Annotated in this window: 15 protein-coding genes; 10 read left to right on the forward strand and 5 right to left on the reverse strand. The window is 63.9% G+C overall.

What is annotated here, in order from left to right:
- The first annotated feature begins 13 nt into the window (after positions 1 to 13).
- The gene (purF, locus tag KW836_RS13025; protein WP_175121937.1) at positions 14 to 1,534 is read left to right on the forward strand and encodes an amidophosphoribosyltransferase; all 1,521 of its coding nucleotides are present in this window, start codon (positions 14 to 16) and stop codon (positions 1,532 to 1,534) included.
- Between the two features lie 84 nt (positions 1,535 to 1,618).
- On the opposite strand, the gene KW836_RS13030 is transcribed toward purF, so the two are convergent.
- The 5 genes from KW836_RS13030 to map form a co-directional block, all read right to left on the reverse strand.
- The gene (locus KW836_RS13030) at positions 1,619 to 2,140 is read right to left on the reverse strand and encodes a M48 family metallopeptidase (RefSeq protein ID WP_175121936.1); all 522 of its coding nucleotides are present in this window, start codon (positions 2,138 to 2,140) and stop codon (positions 1,619 to 1,621) included.
- A gap of 17 nt (positions 2,141 to 2,157) precedes the next feature.
- Complete coding sequence (locus KW836_RS13035) at positions 2,158 to 2,640, reverse strand: disulfide bond formation protein B (protein ID WP_175121935.1); 483 nt, start codon at positions 2,638 to 2,640, stop codon at positions 2,158 to 2,160.
- Between the two features lie 49 nt (positions 2,641 to 2,689).
- Positions 2,690 to 3,403 carry a MarC family protein gene (locus KW836_RS13040; protein WP_056570280.1) on the reverse strand — a complete coding sequence of 238 codons (714 nt, stop codon included), beginning with the start codon at positions 3,401 to 3,403 and terminating at the stop codon, positions 2,690 to 2,692.
- 68 nt (positions 3,404 to 3,471) lie between these two features.
- Positions 3,472 to 6,078 (reverse strand): [protein-PII] uridylyltransferase, encoded by a 2,607-nt coding sequence (locus tag KW836_RS13045; RefSeq protein WP_218343549.1) that lies wholly within the window; start codon positions 6,076 to 6,078, stop codon positions 3,472 to 3,474.
- Between the two features lie 15 nt (positions 6,079 to 6,093).
- Entirely contained in the window at positions 6,094 to 6,915 is an 822-nt protein-coding gene (map, locus tag KW836_RS13050) for a type I methionyl aminopeptidase (protein ID WP_218343550.1), read from the reverse strand.
- A 963-nt stretch (positions 6,916 to 7,878) separates the two neighbouring features.
- Here map and rpsB point away from each other — a divergent pair.
- The 9 genes from rpsB to bamA all read left to right on the forward strand — a co-directional run bounded on the left by rpsB (position 7,879) and on the right by bamA (position 17,968).
- Positions 7,879 to 8,628: a 30S ribosomal protein S2 gene (gene rpsB, locus KW836_RS13055; RefSeq protein ID WP_175121932.1), complete on the forward strand. Its 750-nt coding sequence runs from the start codon at positions 7,879 to 7,881 to the stop codon at positions 8,626 to 8,628.
- A 180-nt stretch (positions 8,629 to 8,808) separates the two neighbouring features.
- Positions 8,809 to 9,687 (forward strand): translation elongation factor Ts, encoded by an 879-nt coding sequence (tsf, locus tag KW836_RS13060; protein WP_092582300.1) that lies wholly within the window; start codon positions 8,809 to 8,811, stop codon positions 9,685 to 9,687.
- A 179-nt stretch (positions 9,688 to 9,866) separates the two neighbouring features.
- Positions 9,867 to 10,583, forward strand: coding sequence for a UMP kinase (pyrH, locus tag KW836_RS13065; RefSeq protein WP_054425864.1), 717 nt, complete (start codon positions 9,867 to 9,869; stop codon positions 10,581 to 10,583).
- A 15-nt stretch (positions 10,584 to 10,598) separates the two neighbouring features.
- Positions 10,599 to 11,159 carry a ribosome recycling factor gene (gene frr, locus KW836_RS13070; protein ID WP_056316760.1) on the forward strand — a complete coding sequence of 187 codons (561 nt, stop codon included), beginning with the start codon at positions 10,599 to 10,601 and terminating at the stop codon, positions 11,157 to 11,159.
- A 175-nt stretch (positions 11,160 to 11,334) separates the two neighbouring features.
- The gene (uppS, locus tag KW836_RS13075) at positions 11,335 to 12,099 is read left to right on the forward strand and encodes a polyprenyl diphosphate synthase (RefSeq protein ID WP_175121931.1); all 765 of its coding nucleotides are present in this window, start codon (positions 11,335 to 11,337) and stop codon (positions 12,097 to 12,099) included.
- 51 nt (positions 12,100 to 12,150) lie between these two features.
- Entirely contained in the window at positions 12,151 to 13,008 is an 858-nt protein-coding gene (locus tag KW836_RS13080; protein ID WP_218343551.1) for a phosphatidate cytidylyltransferase, read from the forward strand.
- On the forward strand, positions 13,005 to 14,204 hold the full coding sequence (locus KW836_RS13085; RefSeq protein ID WP_218343552.1) for a 1-deoxy-D-xylulose-5-phosphate reductoisomerase: 1,200 nt from the start codon (positions 13,005 to 13,007) through the stop codon (positions 14,202 to 14,204). The genes KW836_RS13080 and KW836_RS13085 overlap by 4 nt, the downstream gene beginning before the upstream one ends.
- A 42-nt stretch (positions 14,205 to 14,246) precedes the next feature.
- Entirely contained in the window at positions 14,247 to 15,578 is a 1,332-nt protein-coding gene (gene rseP / locus KW836_RS13090) for an RIP metalloprotease RseP (RefSeq protein WP_218343553.1), read from the forward strand.
- Between the two features lie 53 nt (positions 15,579 to 15,631).
- Complete coding sequence (gene bamA, locus KW836_RS13095) at positions 15,632 to 17,968, forward strand: outer membrane protein assembly factor BamA (RefSeq protein ID WP_175121927.1); 2,337 nt, start codon at positions 15,632 to 15,634, stop codon at positions 17,966 to 17,968.
- Position 17,969 lies beyond the last annotated feature (1 nt).

The following is a 17,969-nucleotide window of genomic DNA, read 5'->3' on the forward strand; positions in this document are numbered from 1 at the left end:
AGGAAATCTCACCATGTGTGGAATCGTAGGGGTCATCGGGCGCGGGCCGGTCAACCAGCTGCTCTATGACAGCTTGCTGCTGTTGCAGCATCGCGGGCAGGACGCCGCGGGCATTGCGACGTCGCAAGGCAACCAGTTCAATATGTACAAGGCGCACGGCCTGGTGCGCGACGTGTTCCGCACGCGCAACATGCGCGCGCTGCCCGGCACGTCCGGCGTCGGCCAGGTCCGCTACCCCACCGCCGGCTCCAGCGCCAGCGAAGAAGAGGCCCAGCCTTTCTACGTCAACGCCCCGTTCGGCATCATGTTGTCCCACAACGGCAACCTGACCAACTGGCGCGAACTGCGTGAATCGCTCTATCGCGTCGACCGCCGCCACATCAACACGAACTCCGATTCCGAAGTCCTCCTGAACGTGCTGGCGCACGAGCTGCAATCGGCCGCCAACGGCGTGTCGCTGGACGATGACGCGATGTTCCGCGCGGTTGCCGCCCTGCACAAGCGCGTGCGCGGCGCCTATGCCGTCGTGGCCCAGATTTCCGGTTACGGCCTGCTCGCGTTCCGCGATCCCAACGGCATCCGTCCGCTGTGCATCGGCCGCCAGGAGACCGAAGAAGGCGTGGAATGGATGGCGGCCTCGGAATCCGTGGCCCTCGAAGGCAGCGGTTTCACCTTCGTGCGCGACGTCGAGCCTGGCGAAGCCGTGTTCATCGACCTGGACGGCCGCATGGTCGCCCGCCAGTGCGCCGACAACCCCCAGCTCGTGCCGTGCATTTTCGAGTACGTCTACTTCGCCCGCCCCGATTCGATGATCGACGGCGTGTCGGTGTACGACGCGCGTCTGCGCATGGGTGAATACCTGGCCGACAAGGTTGCGCGCAACATGCGCCTGGGCGACATCGACGTCGTCATGCCGATTCCCGATTCCTCGCGCCCGGCCGCCATGCAGCTGGCCGCGCGTCTGAACCTGGACTATCGCGAAGGGCTCATCAAGAACCGCTACGTGGGCCGTACGTTCATCATGCCGGGCCAGGCCGTGCGCCGTAAGTCGGTGCGCCAAAAGCTCAATGCCATCGGCATGGAATTCAAGGGCAAGAACGTGCTGCTGGTCGACGACTCCATCGTGCGCGGCACGACCAGCCGCGAAATCGTCGACATGGCCCGCGCAGCCGGCGCCAACAAGGTGTACTTCGCCTCGGCCGCGCCTCCGGTGCGCTTCCCCAACGTGTACGGCATCGACATGCCCACGCAAAGCGAACTGATCGCCACCGGCCGTACGGACGAGGAAATCGCCCGCGCGATCGGCGCCGACAGCCTGGTCTACCAGGACCTGCACGACATGCAGCAGGCGGTTCGCGACATCAACCCCAAGCTGACGCGCTTCGAGGCCTCGTGCTTCGACGGCCAGTACATCACCGGCGACATCACGCCCGAGTACCTGGCCCGCCTGGGGCAGTCGCGCTCCGAGCCCGGCAAGGACGAAGACGCGGGCGGTCTGCGCTTCAATATGGGCTACACGTCCGACGACGCCTGATTTCTCCCGGCGTTTCGCGCAGACAAAAATGCCGTCCCTCGGGACGGCATTTTTTCATCGGCGGGGCAGCGCCGCAGGCAATGGCTAGCCCTGCGCTTCCCACAGCGGCGTGCGCGTGGCCTCCAGATGCGTGAGGTACAGCCGCAGGTCGAACTCGTACTGATGGTAGTGCGGCTCCATGCGCAGGCACATGTTGTAGAACGCCTTGTTGTGGTCCTTTTCCTTCAGGTGGGCCAGTTCGTGCACGGTGATCATCTTCAGGAATTCCGCGGGCACGTTCTTGAACAGCGTCGCCACCCGGATCTCGTGCTTGGCCTTCAGCTTGCCGCCCTGCACGCGCGAGATATAGGTGTGCTGGCCCAGCGCATGCTGGATCACGTGGATCTTGCTGTCGAAGGCCACCTTGTTGATCTGGTCGCCGTTGCGCATGTAGGCGTTCTTCAGGTCCGTCACGTACTGGTACAGCGCCTTGTCGGTGCGCACTTCATGCGCGCCACCTGGATACCGGGCAAGCAGGGCCGCGCCCAGCTTGTCCTGGTCCAGCAGCTTTTGCGCTTGCGCCAGCAGCGGTTCCGGGTAGCCGGTCAGGTATTTCAGCGTCTGCACGGATCGAAGCGGCCGGCTCAGGCGTGGCCGCGCCGGAACACCACCGGCAGGGCCATGAAAAACAGGATCACGAAGAGCGCCAGGCTCCACAGGGCGTACTCGACGCCCAGCACCGGCACCTTGGCGTCCATGCAGGTGGCATAGATGCCGAACAGCGGCGGAATGGCGCTTTCCAGCCCGATGCCGGTCATGAAGCGGTCGGCAAACGTCTGGTCGCACGACAGCATGTTGGCGGCAACGCTGTACTGATACCAGGCGGCTACGATTCCGGACAGCGACAAGAGGGCAGCAAGAAAGCCGCAAATGCGCGTCAGCGCGCGTCCGCCGCCAAAGCCGCCGATCAGCGCGACGACGCCGATCACCAGATAGATCAGGCGCTGCATCACGCACCAGGCGCAAGGCGGCATGTCGAAGACGTGCTGGGAAACGAGGGCGATGCCCACCGCGCCGAAGGAGAAGAGGGCGATCAGGCGGAGCAGGCGTTCTGAGCGAGAGGTCATTGTTGCGTTGGAATGAGTTGGACGAAGCCGGCGCGGCGGCCGGACTTGCTTAGGCCTTCGGGACGGGAATTGGTTGCATCACCTGCGTCAGCACGCTCAGGAGCAGTTCCCGCGCGCCTTCCCAGAAAATCTGCACCCCCAGGCACAGCATGATGAAGGCCGATAACCGCATGAAGACCGCCGTGCCGTTATCGCCCAGGCGATGCAGCATCTGCGCCGCAAAGCGCAGGCAGACGTAAAGCGTCAGGGACACGACGATGATGCCGGGAATGGACCCCGCCAGCCGCACCAGGCTCCATGCGTGGTTCGTGTCCCGCAGCGAAACGCCCACCGTGATGGCGGCCGCAATGGAGCCGGGGCCGCAACTGATGGGGAAGGTCAGCGGATAGAACGCGCGCGCCTTCGCCATCTCGGGCGTGAACGATTCGGCCATGCGCGCCACCCGCTCGGTGTCGGCATCCGGCGAGTTCACCAGCCGCCAGGCGCTGGCGATCACCAGCATGCCCCCGCCCACGCGCACGATGGACAACGAGATGCCGAAAAAACTGAGGAGCACGTTGCCCGCCACCATGGCCACGATCAGCATCAGGCACACGTTGATCGCGACCCGCTTGGCCAGCACCACCCGCGTGGCCGAGGACGCGCCCTCGGTCAGCGAAAGAAAGATGGGGGCGATCGCAGGCGGATTCAGGAACGGCAGCAGGGTGGCCAGCGCGAAGAAAAAGCTGCCACCGAAAATGCGCAGATAGTCGTTGAGCTGCATGTGAGCAAGCATCGCCTGGCCGAAAACCCGGATTGTATGCGGTCCGGGCCGGGTCTGGCGATGCCGGGTCAGGCGGCGCGCTGCTGGGTTTCGTCGCCCGACAGCGCGTCAAGGATGTCGCGTTCGAACTGCATCTGGCTGCGGGGGCGCGCCAGTGCGGATCCATCCACAATGAACACGTCTTCCACGCGGTCGCCCAGCGTCATGATCTTGGCCATGAGCAGGTTGATCTCGTGACGCGCAAAGACGCGCGCCAGGGCGTGCAGCAGCCCGGGGCGGTCGGTCGCCGTGACGGACAGGCGCCATGACGTGCTGCGCTCGTCCGGCTGCAGTTCGGCCTGGGGCATGACCGGAAACACGCGCGACACGCGGGACTGCCGGCCACGACCGTACCAACCGCCGCGGCCGGGCTGGGCCTGCGCGGCCGCCTGCGGATCCTTCAGGCGTTCGGCAAGCTCGTGTTCGACCAGCGTGGCCTGCGCCCGCAGGTCGCTGGCGCCCTCCGGCAGCAGAACGATGAAGCTGTCCAGCGCCCAGCCATGGCGGGTCGTGTGGATGCGCGCGTCCTGAATGGACAGCGACTTGGCGTCGAAATAACCGCAAATGGCGACAAACAGGTCGGGGGCGTCGCGCGTGTAGACCATGATCTGCAGGCCTTCACCCTGCTCGGTGGGGCGCGCCTTGACCACGGCTTTGGCCGGCGCGACCTGGTGATACAGGTGGCGCGTGTGCCAGGCGATGTCGGACGCGTCATGGCGCAGGAAGTACGCCACGTCGAGCTGATTCCAGAACGCCTCGCGCGCGTCGTCGCGCAGGCCGGCCAGCCGGGTCAGCCGCGCTGCTTCTTCCTTGCGCTCGGCCAGCACGGTATGGGCGTCGGCATGGGCGCCGCCCAGCGCCGCCAGCGTCAGCTTGTACAGATCTTCCAGCAGCTTGCCCTTCCAGGCGTTCCAGACCTTGGGGCTCGTGCCGCGAATGTCCGCCACCGTCAGCAGATACAGCGCGGTCAGATGGCGCTCGTCCTTCACCGTGGCGGCGAATTCCTGCACGACGTCGGGGTCAGACAGGTCGCGCTTTTGCGCCACCGCTGACATCAGCAGATGCTGACGCACCAAAAACTCGACCAGTTTCGCGTCTTCAGGGTCCATGCCGTGATCCGCTGCGAACTTGCGCACTTCGCGCGCACCCAGTTCGGAATGGTCGCCGCCGCGGCCCTTGGCGATGTCGTGAAACAGCGCCGCCACGTACAGCAGCCAGTGCCGGTCCAGGCCGGCGATCAGCTGGCTGGCCAGCGGATATTCCTGCGCGTGCTCGGGCATGGTGAATCGGCGCAGGTTGCGCACCACCGCCAGCGTGTGCTGGTCCACCGTATAGGCATGGAAAAGGTCGTGCTGCATCTGGCCCACGATGCGGCGGAACACCGGCAGATAACGCGGCAGGATGTTCAGCATGGTCATGCGCCGCAGTTCGTGCACGATGCCGCGCGGCTGCTGCAGGATCTGCAGGAACAGCTTGCGGTTGACCGGGTTGCGGCGGAACTGCGCGTCGATTCGGTGACGAGAATGCCAGATGGCGCGCAGCGTGCGCGCCGACATGCCGGTCAGCTCGGGGTGCTGCTGCATCACCAGGAAGGCGCGCAGCAGCAGGGTGGGATTGCGCTCGAAGCCGTCGTCCCGAATGATGTCCAGGCGGTCGCGCAGGTTGCGGAAATCGTCATCGATGTCGCGCGCGTCGCTGTCGGGGCGCGGGAACAGCCGTTCCTCGATGTTCTGCACCAGGATGCCGTTCAGCTGCGTCACGAGCCGCGCCGCCCAGTAGTAGCGCTGCATCAGCAGTTCGCTGCCCCGCCGCGTGGCGGTGGCGTGGATGCCGTAGACCTCGGCTAGCGCAGGCTGCAGATCGAACAGCACCCGGTCTTCGCGACGGTTGGCCAGCAGATGCAGTTCAATGCGCAGGCGCTTGAAAGCCTGCTCGGCCTTGCGCAGGTCGCGCGCCTCGGACGAGGTCAGCAGCCCCGCCTGCGCCACCGAGCGCCAGTTATTGCCGAAACCGGCTGCACGCGCCATCCATAGAATGACTTGCAGATCGCGCAAGCCGCCCGGCGATTCCTTGCAATTGGGCTCCAGCGCGTACGGGGTGTCGTGGTAGCGCGCATGGCGCTGCTGCATTTCGACGCGCTTGGCCAGAAAAAACGCCTGCGGATCAAGCCGGGACTTGGTCGCGGCATCGAATTTGCGCATCAGCACGCGGCTGCCGGCCAGCCAGCGGGATTCCAGCAGCGCGGTTTCCACGGTGATGTCCGCGTCCGCCTCGCGCTCGCAATCCTCGATGGTGCGCACGCTGTGGCCGGGCTCCAGTCCCAGATCCCACAGCGAAGCCACCAGTTTTTCGATCGCGCTTTCTTCGTCCGGCGTCGGGGCGTGGGGCAGCAGGATCAGCAGGTCGACGTCGGAATGGGGGTAGAGCTCGCCACGGCCATAACCGCCCACGGCAGCCAGCGTGGCGCCGATCGGCAGCGGACAATGCTTGACCAGATCCCGCAGGGCGGCATCCACGATGCGTCGCAATTCGGTCAGCAGGATGTCCGGCCGTTCGTGTTCCCGGAACTGGGCCACCGCGGCCCGCCGGGATTCCTGGATACGTTCGCGCAGCTTGGTAAGGATTTCGGCGGTCATGGGTGGCTGCGGGCTTCAGACGGCGGGAATGACGATGGGTTCGGTGATGAACGCGGGCGGCTGGGGCATGCCGGGCGAGAGGGTCAGGACCTCGTAGCCGGTTTCCGTCACGCAGACGGCGTGTTCCCATTGCGCGGACAGGCTGTGGTCGCGGGTGACGACGGTCCAGCCGTCGGCCAGTTGGCGGATCTCGCGGCGTCCGGCGTTGATCATGGGCTCGATGGTGAACAGCATGCCGGTTACCAGCTTCACGCCCGTGCCGGGCTTGCCGTAGTGCAGCACCTGCGGGTCTTCATGGAAGCGTTCGCCGATGCCGTGGCCGCAGAATTCGCGCACCACCGAGAAGCCGTTCGATTCGGCGTGCTTCTGGATCGCATTGCCGATGTCGCCCAGTGTGGCGCCGTTCTTGACCTGCTGGATGCCTTTCCACATGCACTCGAACGTGATGTCGGACAGGCGCCGGGACAGAATGGACTGCTCGCCCACCGCGTACATCCGGCTCGTGTCGCCAAACCAGTCATCCTTGATGATGGTGACGTCGATGTTCAATGAGTCCCCGTTTTTCAGGACCTTGTCGCCCGGGATGCCGTGACACACCTGATGGTTGACCGAGGTACAGATGGCGCCGGGGAAGGGCGGGTAGCCCGGGGGCGCATAGCCGACCGTGGCGGACTTCACCTTGAGCTCGTCGGTCAGGTATTCCAGGCACAGGCGGTCGAGTTCGCCCGTGGTGACCCCCGGCTTGACGTGCGGGGTGATGAAATCGAGAACTTTGGCGGCGTCCTGGCAGGCGGCGCGCATCTTGGCCAGGTCGGCCGGATTGGTGATTGTGCCCATGGAATGCTTGCGACGAGTCGCTTGAATGTCTGCTTGAAAGAATAGTAGAATTATAGGCTTCCCTAAAAATTTGGGGAGCAATCGGGTTACCGGCAAGAAGAGTCAGGACAAGAACATCCGTCAGGGTGGGAACATCCGGGCTCCCAGCCAAACCCGGCGGGTGCTGGCCTTTGGGTCCAAAGCACAGGTCTAGAGCAGAGGTTCTAGTGCACACCCGGCAGGAAATCTGGTTTCGCGCGGTTCTTTCTTGAGATACCGCGGCAAGCCCTGAAGTTTCACCGCAAGCGAAGGTTGTGGAGCGAATTCGGGCAGGCTGCTGGTGTTGAGGAAAAAGTGGGCGAAAAACGGAGATCCGGCTGGATGCGCTTAGGGCATGAAGCTTTTGGCATGGCGCTTGGGGCATGGATGCCGACACTGGCTGGGCGCGGTGTGCTTGCAAGCCCGGAAGTGTTTTCGAGCGGCGATGCAGGTTCGGTATGGGCGCTGGATTAAGTTCTTGGAATCGTGCTTAGAAGCGTGTGCTGAAAAGCGTGTGCTGAAAAGCGTGTGCTGAAAAGCGCATCCTGAAAGGGATCCTTAAGAACTGCCACAGCGGCCTGATGCGCGGGCGGGCCTAGCGGCCACGTTCGCGAAGAACTGGATTTCGCCGCCAACAAAACAACTCCGGGTGCGTCTCGAAGAAACTTCCAGGAAACTCCTGGAGTGTCGGACAGGCGCAATGCAAGTCTCTTGTCGTGTGGCGGCCGTCTGGGTTTATCGCGGCAGCGTAGTAGAAGTCGTTAAAGGCGCGCCGCTACAGGCAACACGCCTGGAGCGTCGTAGTTATTGCGGCAGTGATCGGCCGGCCCGGTTAAAATTTTTGTCATCCCGCGTTTTTGCGGGAAATCGCGCGCAACACCACCCAGGGTGTCAGCAGGATGCTGATGCAGGTGCGGCGCAAGAAACCAACCCTTGGAGAATTAAATGTCTTTGATGCGCGAAATGCTGGAAGCGGGTGTCCACTTTGGTCACCAGACCCGTTACTGGAACCCCAAGATGTCGCAGTACATCTTCGGCCACCGCAACAAGATTCACATCATCAACCTCGAAAAGACGGTTGATAAGTACCAAGAAGCCACCAAGTTCGTGAAGCAGCTGGCTGCTCGCGGCGGCAACATCCTGTTCGTCGGCACGAAGCGCGCCGCTCGCGAGCTGGTCGCCGCCGAAGCCGCCCGTTGCGGCATGCCCTTCGTCGACGCCCGCTGGCTCGGCGGCATGCTGACCAACTTCAAGACGGTCAAGACCTCGGTCAAGCGCCTGAAGGACATGGAAGCCGTTGTCGCCGAAGGCGGCGCCGAGCGCATGATCAAGAAGGAAGGCCTGCTGTTCCAACGCGAACTGGACAAGCTGAACAAGTCGATCGGCGGCATCAAGGACATGAACGGTCTGCCCGATGCCATGTTCGTGATCGACGTCGGCTACCACAAAATCGCCATCGCCGAAGCCAAGACGCTGGGCATCCCCGTGGTCGCCGTGGTTGACACCAACCACTCGCCCGAAGGTATCGACTACGTCATCCCCGGCAACGACGACTCGGCCAAGGCCATCGCGCTGTACGCCAAGGGCATCGCCGACGCCGTCCTGGAAGGCCGCGAGCAAAACCTGAACGGTCTGGTCGAAGAACTGGGCGAAGGTCAGGAAGAGTTCGTCGAAGTTCAAGACAACCAGGCCTAAGCCGGTTGTCATGTCCGGCGGGTAAGGTCTGGAAGCGGCGCCGAAACCGGCCCGTTTCCGCCCCGCCGGCGCTGCGAAGCTGGGCTCCCATCTTCCAGGCCCGCCCAGTGCGGGCGTCCCATCGAATCAAATCACAGCCCCGGCCCGCCGGGGCGTGTCTTAGCAAAATTTGGAGCAAACATGGCTGAAATTACCGCTGCCCTGGTCAAGGAACTGCGCGAAAAGACTGACGCGCCCATGATGGAATGCAAGAAGGCCCTGACGGAAGCCGAAGGTGACCTGGCCCGCGCCGAGGAAATCCTGCGCGTCAAGCTGGGCAACAAGGCCAGCAAGGCTGCTGCCCGCGTCACCGCCGAAGGCCTGATCGGTCTGTTCATCTCCGCCGACGCCAAGAAGGGCGCCGTCATCGAAATCAACTGCGAAACCGACTTCGTCGCCAAGAACGACGACTTCGTCGGCTTCGTGAACAAGCTGGCCGAACTGGTCGCGACGCAGAACCCGGCCGACGTCGCCGCGCTGTCGGCGCTGCCGTACGGTGAAGGTACCGTCGAAACCACCCGCACCGCCCTGATCGGCAAGATCGGCGAAAACATCTCGATCCGCCGCTTCGAGCGCATCGAGACCGCCAACTCGCTGGCCAGCTACGTGCACGGCGGCAAGATCGGCGTGCTGGTCGAATACACCGGCGCCGAAGAAGTGGGCAAGGACCTGGCGATGCACATCGCCGCCACCAAGCCCAAGGCCCTGAACGCCGACGGCGTGAACCCGGCCGACATCGCCGCCGAGCGCTCGGTTGCCGAACAGAAGGCCGCTGAATCCGGCAAGCCGGCCGACATCGTCGCCAAGATGGTGGAAGGCTCGGTCGTGAAGTTCCTGAAGGAAGTGACGCTGCTGTCGCAGCCCTTCGTCAAGAGCGACAAGCACACGGTCGAACAGCACCTGAAGGAAAAGGGCGCGTCGATCAGCAAGTTCGTGCTGTTTGTCGTCGGCGAAGGTATCGAGAAGAAGACCAGCGACTTTGCCGCTGAGGTTGCCGCCGCCGCCGCTGGCGCCGCCTGACCTCTAGGTAGTGCTTAAAGGCCGGCGCTAGATTAAATTCTAGTCCGGCCTTTTTCGCCGCATGGGCCCCCAAAGGCAGACGCCTCGGGGGTGCCCAACCCGCCTCGCGGGCGCGGCGCTGGGGGTCAACCCCATTCTTGACTTACACTTTCGTCGGATTGTTCTTCGGGATATCACCTATGAGCAGCAGGGCATACAAACGGGTTCTTCTCAAACTTTCCGGCGAGGCGCTGATGGGCGACGATGCATTCGGCATCAATCGCTCCACCATCGTCCGTATGACCGATGAGATCGCTGAAGTCGCCGCCACGGGCGTCGAACTGGCCATCGTCATCGGCGGAGGCAACATCTTCCGTGGCGTCGCCCCGGGTGCGCAGGGCATGGACCGCGCGACCGCCGACTACATGGGCATGATGGCCACCATCATGAACGCGCTTGCGCTGCAAGACGCGCTCAAGCACAAGGGTATCGACACCCGGGTACAATCCGCGCTGAATATCGATCAGGTCGTCGAGCCCTACATCCGGCCGAAGGCTTTGCGCTACCTCGAAGAGGGCAAGGTCGTGATCTTCGCCGCGGGCACCGGCAACCCCTTCTTCACCACCGATACGGCTGCGGCACTGCGCGGCGCCGAGATCGGCGCGGAGATCGTGCTGAAGGCCACCAAGGTGGACGGCATCTACAGCGCGGATCCCAACAAGGATCCCACCGCAACGCGCTACGCGCGCATCAGCTTCGACGAGGCGATCGTCCGCCGTCTGGAAGTCATGGACGCCACCGCGTTTGCGCTGTGCCGCGACCAGAAACTGCCGATCAAGGTGTTTTCGATCAATAAGTCCGGCGCGCTCAAGCGAGTCGTGAGCGGCGAGGACGAAGGCACGTTGGTACACGTTTAAAGAAAAGGAAATTCCATGAGCGCAGCAGAAATCCGCAAATCCGCCGAGGCCAGAATGGCCAAGTCGCTTGATACGCTCAAGACCAACCTGGCCAAGATCCGCACGGGCCGCGCCCACACCGGCATCCTGGACCACGTGCAGGTCGAATACTACGGTTCGCCCGTGCCGGTGGGCCAGGTCGCCAACGTGAACCTGGTCGACGCCCGCACCATCAGCCTGCAGCCGTACGAAAAGCACATGGCCGGCCCGATCGAAAAGGCCATCCGTGAGTCGGACCTGGGTCTGAACCCCATCTCCATGGGCGACACGATCCGCGTGCCGATGCCCGCGCTGACCGAAGAGCGCCGCCGCGACCTGACCAAGGTCGTGCGCAGCGAAGGCGAAGACGCCAAGATCGCGGTGCGGAACCTGCGCCGCGAGGCCAACGAAGCGCTCAAGAAGCTGGTCAAGGACAAGGAAATCTCCGAGGACGACGAGCGTCGTTCGCAAGATGACGTCCAGAAGCTGACGGATCGCGCCGTCGCCGACATCGACAAGATGGTCGTCCAGAAAGAAGCCGAAATCATGACCGTATAATCCCAGCACGCCACGAGGCGCCGCATTGCGGCCCGCCTGGCGTCAGGATTTCATTGCACATGCGCCGTCCCGTCCATTGCCTCGCGGTACTTCCTCGTAGCGATGGAATCGACGGCGCAGGTTTTTTCCCGTATTCGTCTTTTTCGCCGGTCCGCCGCGCGCAGTCCCCAAACTAATGGCAACCAGTTCGACTCAGGCGGTCCCCGATATCCGTGACATCCCCGAGCACGTCGCCATCATCATGGATGGCAACGGACGCTGGGCGACGCGGCGCCTGCTGCCTCGCACTGCCGGGCATGCCAAGGGCGTGCAGGCCGTCCGGCGCGTGGTCGAGGCCTGCGGACGCGCAGGCGTGCGTTACCTGACGTTGTTCGCGTTCAGTTCCGAGAACTGGCGCCGACCGGCCGAAGAGGTGTCGCTGCTGATGCGCCTGTTCGTGCAGGCGCTTGAGCGTGAAGTCGGCAAGCTGCAAGAGCAGGGCGTGCGTCTGCACGTGATCGGCGACCTGAGCGCCTTCGAGCCGCGCCTGCGCGAGCTCATTGCCGCTGCCCAGGAACGCACCGCGCACAACGACCGGCTGCACCTGACTGTCGCCGCCAACTACGGCGGCCGTTGGGACATCCTGCAAGCCACCCGAGCCATGCTGGCGGCCGAGCCCGACCTCGCGGCGCACCCTGACCGGGTGGACGAAGAGCGCCTTTCCAGGCATCTTTCCATGGCATGGGCTCCCGAGCCCGACCTGTTCATCCGCACCGGCGGCGAACAGCGCATTTCCAATTTCCTGATCTGGCAGATGGCGTACGCGGAGTTCTACTTCACGGATCGCTATTGGCCGGATTTCGGCGCCAATGAACTCATGGCCGCCTTTGATTGGTACCGCACGCGCGAGCGCCGCTTCGGCCGCACCAGCGCCCAAGTCAGCGAAGCCGCCGCCAAGTAGGCTGATCGCGACGCGCGCGTCTTTCCAGGCAGCACAAGAGGAGACCGTCACATGCTGGGCCAGCGTATCGTTACCGCCGTCGTTTTGTTGGCCATTCTGGCCGCCGCCATGGCGAGCGCCAATCCATGGTGGTTCGTCGCGTTGCTGGCCCTTGCGGCCGCCTGCGCCAATTGGGAGTGGCTGCGCCTGACGCTGCCGCAACCGCCATCCTCCGTCATTTCCATCGGCGTCGCCGTGCTGCTGTTCGCCGGCATGCTGGTGTTGACCTCCGCCTGGCTGGCGGGCGACCGTAGCGGCGCCGGCGATCCGGGCTGGGTGCTGCGCTACCTGGTTCCTGCCGTCTCGGCCGTCTGGCTGTTTGGCGGCGTGACCGCCGTGGTGCGCGGGCGTTCCGATGCGCCGCCGGCCAGCCTGGCCTGGTCGGTCTTCTCCGTGCCGGCCGCGTTTGCCGCCTGGGCGGTTCTGGCCCAGATGTACGTCGCGCGCGGCGCGGTGTTCGTCGTGTCCCTCCTCGCCCTCGTCTGGGTGGCTGATATTGCGGCATATTTTGCCGGCCGGGCCTTCGGCAAGCGTAAACTGGCTCCGCGCGTGAGTCCCGGCAAGACCATTGAAGGCGCCATTGCCGGCGTCCTGGGCGCGGTGGTGTGGATTGGCTTGTCCAGCCTGTGGGACGGCACCTTCGGTCATGCCCTGGTCGAACGCTGGACCTTCTGGCTTGCATTGCCGATCGCCGCTGTTCTGGGCGTGCTGTCCATTGTGGGAGACCTGTTCGAATCGCTGCTCAAGCGACGCGCGGGCCGCAAGGATTCCAGCACGCTCTTGCCTGGCCATGGCGGTGTGTATGACCGCATCGATGCGATCCTGCCCGTCGCGCCGTTCGCGCTACTTTTGTCTGGAGTCTTGTTTTGACGGCTTTTCAACGTGTCGTCGTGCTGGGATCGACCGGATCCATCGGTGAAAGCACGCTGGACGTAATTGCTCGCCATCCGGAGCGGATGGCGGTTTATGCGCTGTCGGCGCACAGCAGGATGCAGCGCCTTGCCGAGCAGGCGCTGGCCAGCCGGGCTGCCGTCGTGGTGGTGCCCGACACCGCCGCCCGTCAGAAATTCATCGACGCGTGGCAGGGCGGACAGCCCATGCCCGAGATCCGCGTCGGCGCGCAGGCGCTGGCCGACACGGCCGCGGATCCCCAATGCGACGCCGTCATGGCCGCCATCGTCGGCGCCGCAGGCTTGCCGTCTGCACTGGCCGCCGCGCGTGCAGGCAAGCGCGTACTGCTGGCCAATAAAGAGGCGCTGGTTGCCGCCGGCACACTGTTCATGCAGGCAATCCGCGATAACGGCGCCGAATTGCTGCCTATCGATAGCGAACACAACGCCATCTTCCAGTGCTTGCCGCACCAAGGACGCGCCGATGCGCCGCATAGTCCGGCAAAGGGTGTGCGGCGCCTGTTGCTGACCGCGTCGGGTGGCCCGTTCCGCGGGCGCGATCTCGAAGACCTGCACGACGTCACCCCCGAGCAAGCTTGCGCCCATCCCAACTGGAGCATGGGTCGCAAGATATCCGTCGACTCGGCCACCATGCTGAACAAAGGCCTGGAGGTCATCGAAGCCCATTGGCTGTTCGCAATGCCCGCCGATCGGATCGACGTGGTGGTGCACCCGCAGAGCGTCGTCCATTCAATGGTTGAGTACGACGACGGCTCCGTTCTCGCGCAGTTGGGACAGCCCGACATGCGCACGCCCATTGCCTACGGTCTTGGATTCCCCGATCGCATCGAGAGCGGCGTCGGTCCGCTGGACCTGACCCGCCATGGCCGGCTCGACTTTGAAAAGCCGGATCTGACCCGGTTTCCTTGCCTGGCCCATTCGTTCGCCGCAATGCGGGCGGGGCAGGGCGCCTGCGTGGCGCTCAACGCCGCGAATGAAGTTGCGGTCGACGCCTTCCTGGAAGGGCGGCTTGCCTATACCTGGATTCCGCGGGTCATCGAGGCGGCGCTCGAGTGGCAAGCGCGGCAGGCATCTGTTACGCTCAGCAGTCTTGACGACGTACTTGCGCTTGACGCCGAGGCGCGCGCCTTTTCGGGCAACCTCGGACTGGCCTGATAGCGGGCCGCGCCTGCCTCTGATTTCCTAGATTCCGACCCCATGCTTTTCACCCTGCTGGCCTTTGCCGTAGCGCTTGGCTCACTGATCATTTTCCATGAGCTTGGGCACTATTGGGTTGCCCGCCTGTGTGGCGTGAAGGTCCTGCGTTTCTCAGTCGGCTTTGGCAAGGTCATCCTGCGCCGCACCGACCGGCACGGCACCGAATGGGCGGTTTCCGCGCTGCCGCTGGGCGGTTACGTCAAGATGCTGGACGACGCGCCGCCCGGGGCTTCGCCCGCCGTGGCGGCGTCGGCGTTCAACACCAAGCCGGTCGGGCAGCGCATCGCCATCGTGGCGGCCGGTCCCATCTTCAATCTGATACTTGCGGTGTTTCTGTATGCGGGCCTGAATATGGCCGGCACCGAGGAGCCCGTCGCCATCATCGCGCCGCCCGCCGCCGAGACGCCTGCCGCCCGCGCGGGTCTGCAGGGCGGCGATCGCATCCTGGCCATCGACGGCCAGGAAGTCGCATCGTGGTCCGACGCCCGCTGGCGCCTGATGGACGTGATGTCCACCGGTGGGCGCGCCAGCATCGAGGTCAGCACCCCGTCCGGCGCCGTTCAGCAGCGCGAACTCGACCTTCCCCCCAACACGATGGACCCGGCCGAGGGCGACCCGCTCGCCGCCGCTGGTGTTCGTCTGGCTCAACCCAAGCCCGCGGTGCGCGCCGTGATCGACGGCGGTGAAGGGCAGGCCGCGGGCCTGCGCGCCGGCGATCTGGTCGTGGCCGTGAATGGCCAGCCGGCCCCTGATACCGGCGCACTCGTCAAGCAGATCCAGGAAAGCGCCGGGAAGCCGCTTGCGCTTACCGTGGTGCGCAACGGCGCCAGCGTCACCCTGAACGTCACGCCTCGCCCCGAAGTCGTCAACGGCCAGGAGATCGGCCGCGTCGGCGTGCAGCTGGGCGGCAACGTGCCGATGGTGACGGTGCGCTATGGCGTCTTCGACAGCCTGTGGCGCGGCGCCGTCCGCACCTGGGATACCGCCTGGTTTTCGCTGCGCATGATGGGCAGGATGGTGACGGGCGACGTGTCGTGGCGCAATGTCAGCGGTCCGGTCACGATTGCCGACTATGCCGGCCAGACCGCCCGGATTGGCATTGTTGCGTATATCGCCTATATCGCATTGATCAGTATCAGCCTTGGCGTTTTAAATTTGCTTCCCATTCCTATGCTGGATGGTGGCCATCTGCTGTACTATCTCGTCGAAATTGTGCGGGGCAGCCCCCCGCCTGCCAGATGGATCGACATCGGACAACGCGCTGGCATAGGCATATTGGCGAGCCTTATGGGGCTTGCGCTGTTCAACGATTTCACGCGTTTGTTCACTTGAACGCGATTTAGCATAAAATCCCCCGCCATTTGCACGACCGAGGATACTCAAGGATGTCTTTTCGCCGGATGTTTCAACACAAAAAGGGTGTACTGCCGGGTCTCGTTGCCGCCGCATTGATGTTGCCGGCCTTGGCCCACGCCTTCGAACCCTTTGTCGTGCGGGATATCCGCGTAGAGGGTATTCAACGAACCGACGCCGGCACCGTCTTTGGTTATCTTCCCGTCAAAGTCGGCGAGAAATTCACCGAAGAAGAGGCCACTGAAGCCATTCGCCGCTTGTATGGCACGGGCTTTTTCACCGACGTTCAGATCCAGACGGACAATAATGTCGTCGTCGTGGTCGTCCAGGAACGTCCGACCATCGCCTCCGTTAATTTCAACGGCATGCGCGAGTTCGACTCCAAGGCCATCACCACGTCGCTCGCCCAGGTCGGTTTTGCGGAAGGCCGCATTTTCGACCGCTCCATGCTCGAGCGCGCTGAATACGAACTGAAACAGCAGTATCTGTCCAAGGGCAAATACGGCGTCGAAGTCACCTCCACCGTCACGCCGCTGCCGCGCAATCGCGTCGGCGTCAGTTTCGATGTGTTCGAGGGCTCGGTCGCCCGCATCCAGGAAATTCGTTTCGTCGGCAATAAAGCCTTCTCGGAAAGCGATCTGCTGGACGAATTCAAGCTCACCACCCCAGGCTGGCTGACCTGGTACACGGATACCGACAAATACTCGCGCGAAAAGCTCGAGGGCGACCTCGAACGCCTGCGCTCGTTCTACCTGGATCAGGGTTACCTTGAGTTCTCGGTCGAGCCGCCGCAAGTCACCATTTCGCCGGACCGCAAGGATATCCGCATCACGATCACCGTCCATGAAGGCGAGCCCTACAAGGTGCGCAGCGTAAAGCTGGCGGGCAACCTGCTGGGCCTGGACAAGGAAATCAACGACCTGGTGCAGATCAAGGCTGGCGAGACCTTCTCGGCCGCCAAGACCAACGATTCCGCCAAGGCGATCACCGACTACCTGGGTGAACTGGGCTACGCGTTCGCCAACGTCAACCCGAACCCGCAGCTCGACCGCGCCAAGCACGAAGCCGACCTGACCTTCTACGTCGATCCGAGCCGCCGCGTGTATGTGCGCCGCATCCAGATCGGCGGCAACACCCGTACCCGCGACGAAGTCGTGCGCCGCGAAATGCGCCAGCAGGAAGCCGCTTGGTACGACGCTGCCGACATCAAGACTTCGCGCGACCGCGTCGACCGCCTGGGTTACTTCAGCGACGTCAATGTCAAGACCGATCCGGTCCCGGGCTCGCCCGACCAGGTCGACGTCAACGTCGACGTGAAGGAAAAGCCCACCGGCATGATCAATCTGGGCGTGGGCTACGGCTCGTCCGAAAAGGCGATTCTGTCGGCTGGCATCAGCGAAGACAACGTCTTCGGCAGCGGCACCAACCTGACGCTGCAACTGAACACCAGCAAGACGAACCGCGCGGTGGTGCTGTCGCACACCGATCCGTACTGGACCAAGGACGGCATCAGCCGCACCACATCCGCGTACTACCGCGTGACCGAGCCCTGGAACAACAACGACGGCGATTACCGCGTCAAGGCCATGGGCCTGGGCATGAACTTCGGTATCCCGATCTCGGAGTATGACCGCGTCTTCCTGGGCGCCAACTTCGAACGCAACCAGATCGACCTGTACAACAACTCGCCGGCGGCCTACGAGCACTTCGTCGACCAGTATGGCGATTCGACCAATTCGGTGATTTTCAGCGCCGGCTGGTCCAAGGACACGCGTGACAGCGCGCTGGCGCCGACCAAGGGTTCGTACACGCGCCTGAAGGCCGACCTGTCGACGGTCGACCTGCAATACACCATGCTGACCGCGCAGCAGCAGTACTACGTGCCGCTGGGCGGCTCGTACACGCTGGCGCTCAACGGCATGGTTGATTGGGGCCGGAGCTACGGCAGCAACGATTACCCGGTCATCAAGAACGTCTATGCCGGCGGTATCGGCACCGTCCGCGGCTATGAAGGCTCGTCGCTGGGTCCGCGCGACGTCAAGACGGGCGACTACCTGGGCGGCACGCGCCGCATCGTGGCAAACGCGCAGCTCTACCTGCCGTTCCCGGGCGCGTCCAAGGACCGCACGTTGCGTTGGTTCATTTTCAGCGACGCCGGTCAGGTGTCGGCAGGCAGCGGCCTCTCCTGCACGGGCGGCCGGGACAATACCGAGGTCGAAGATCCGTGCGGCTGGCGTTTCTCGGCGGGCGTGGGCCTGTCCTGGCAATCGCCGATGGGTCCGCTGCAGTTGTCTTATGCGCGGCCGCTCAATTCCAAGCCGGGCGACGACAAGCAAAGCTTCCAGTTCCAGATCGGGACCGGATTCTAAG

Source organism: Achromobacter sp. ACM05, from assembly GCF_019218915.1.
Lineage (GTDB): Bacteria > Pseudomonadota > Gammaproteobacteria > Burkholderiales > Burkholderiaceae_B > Achromobacter > Achromobacter animicus.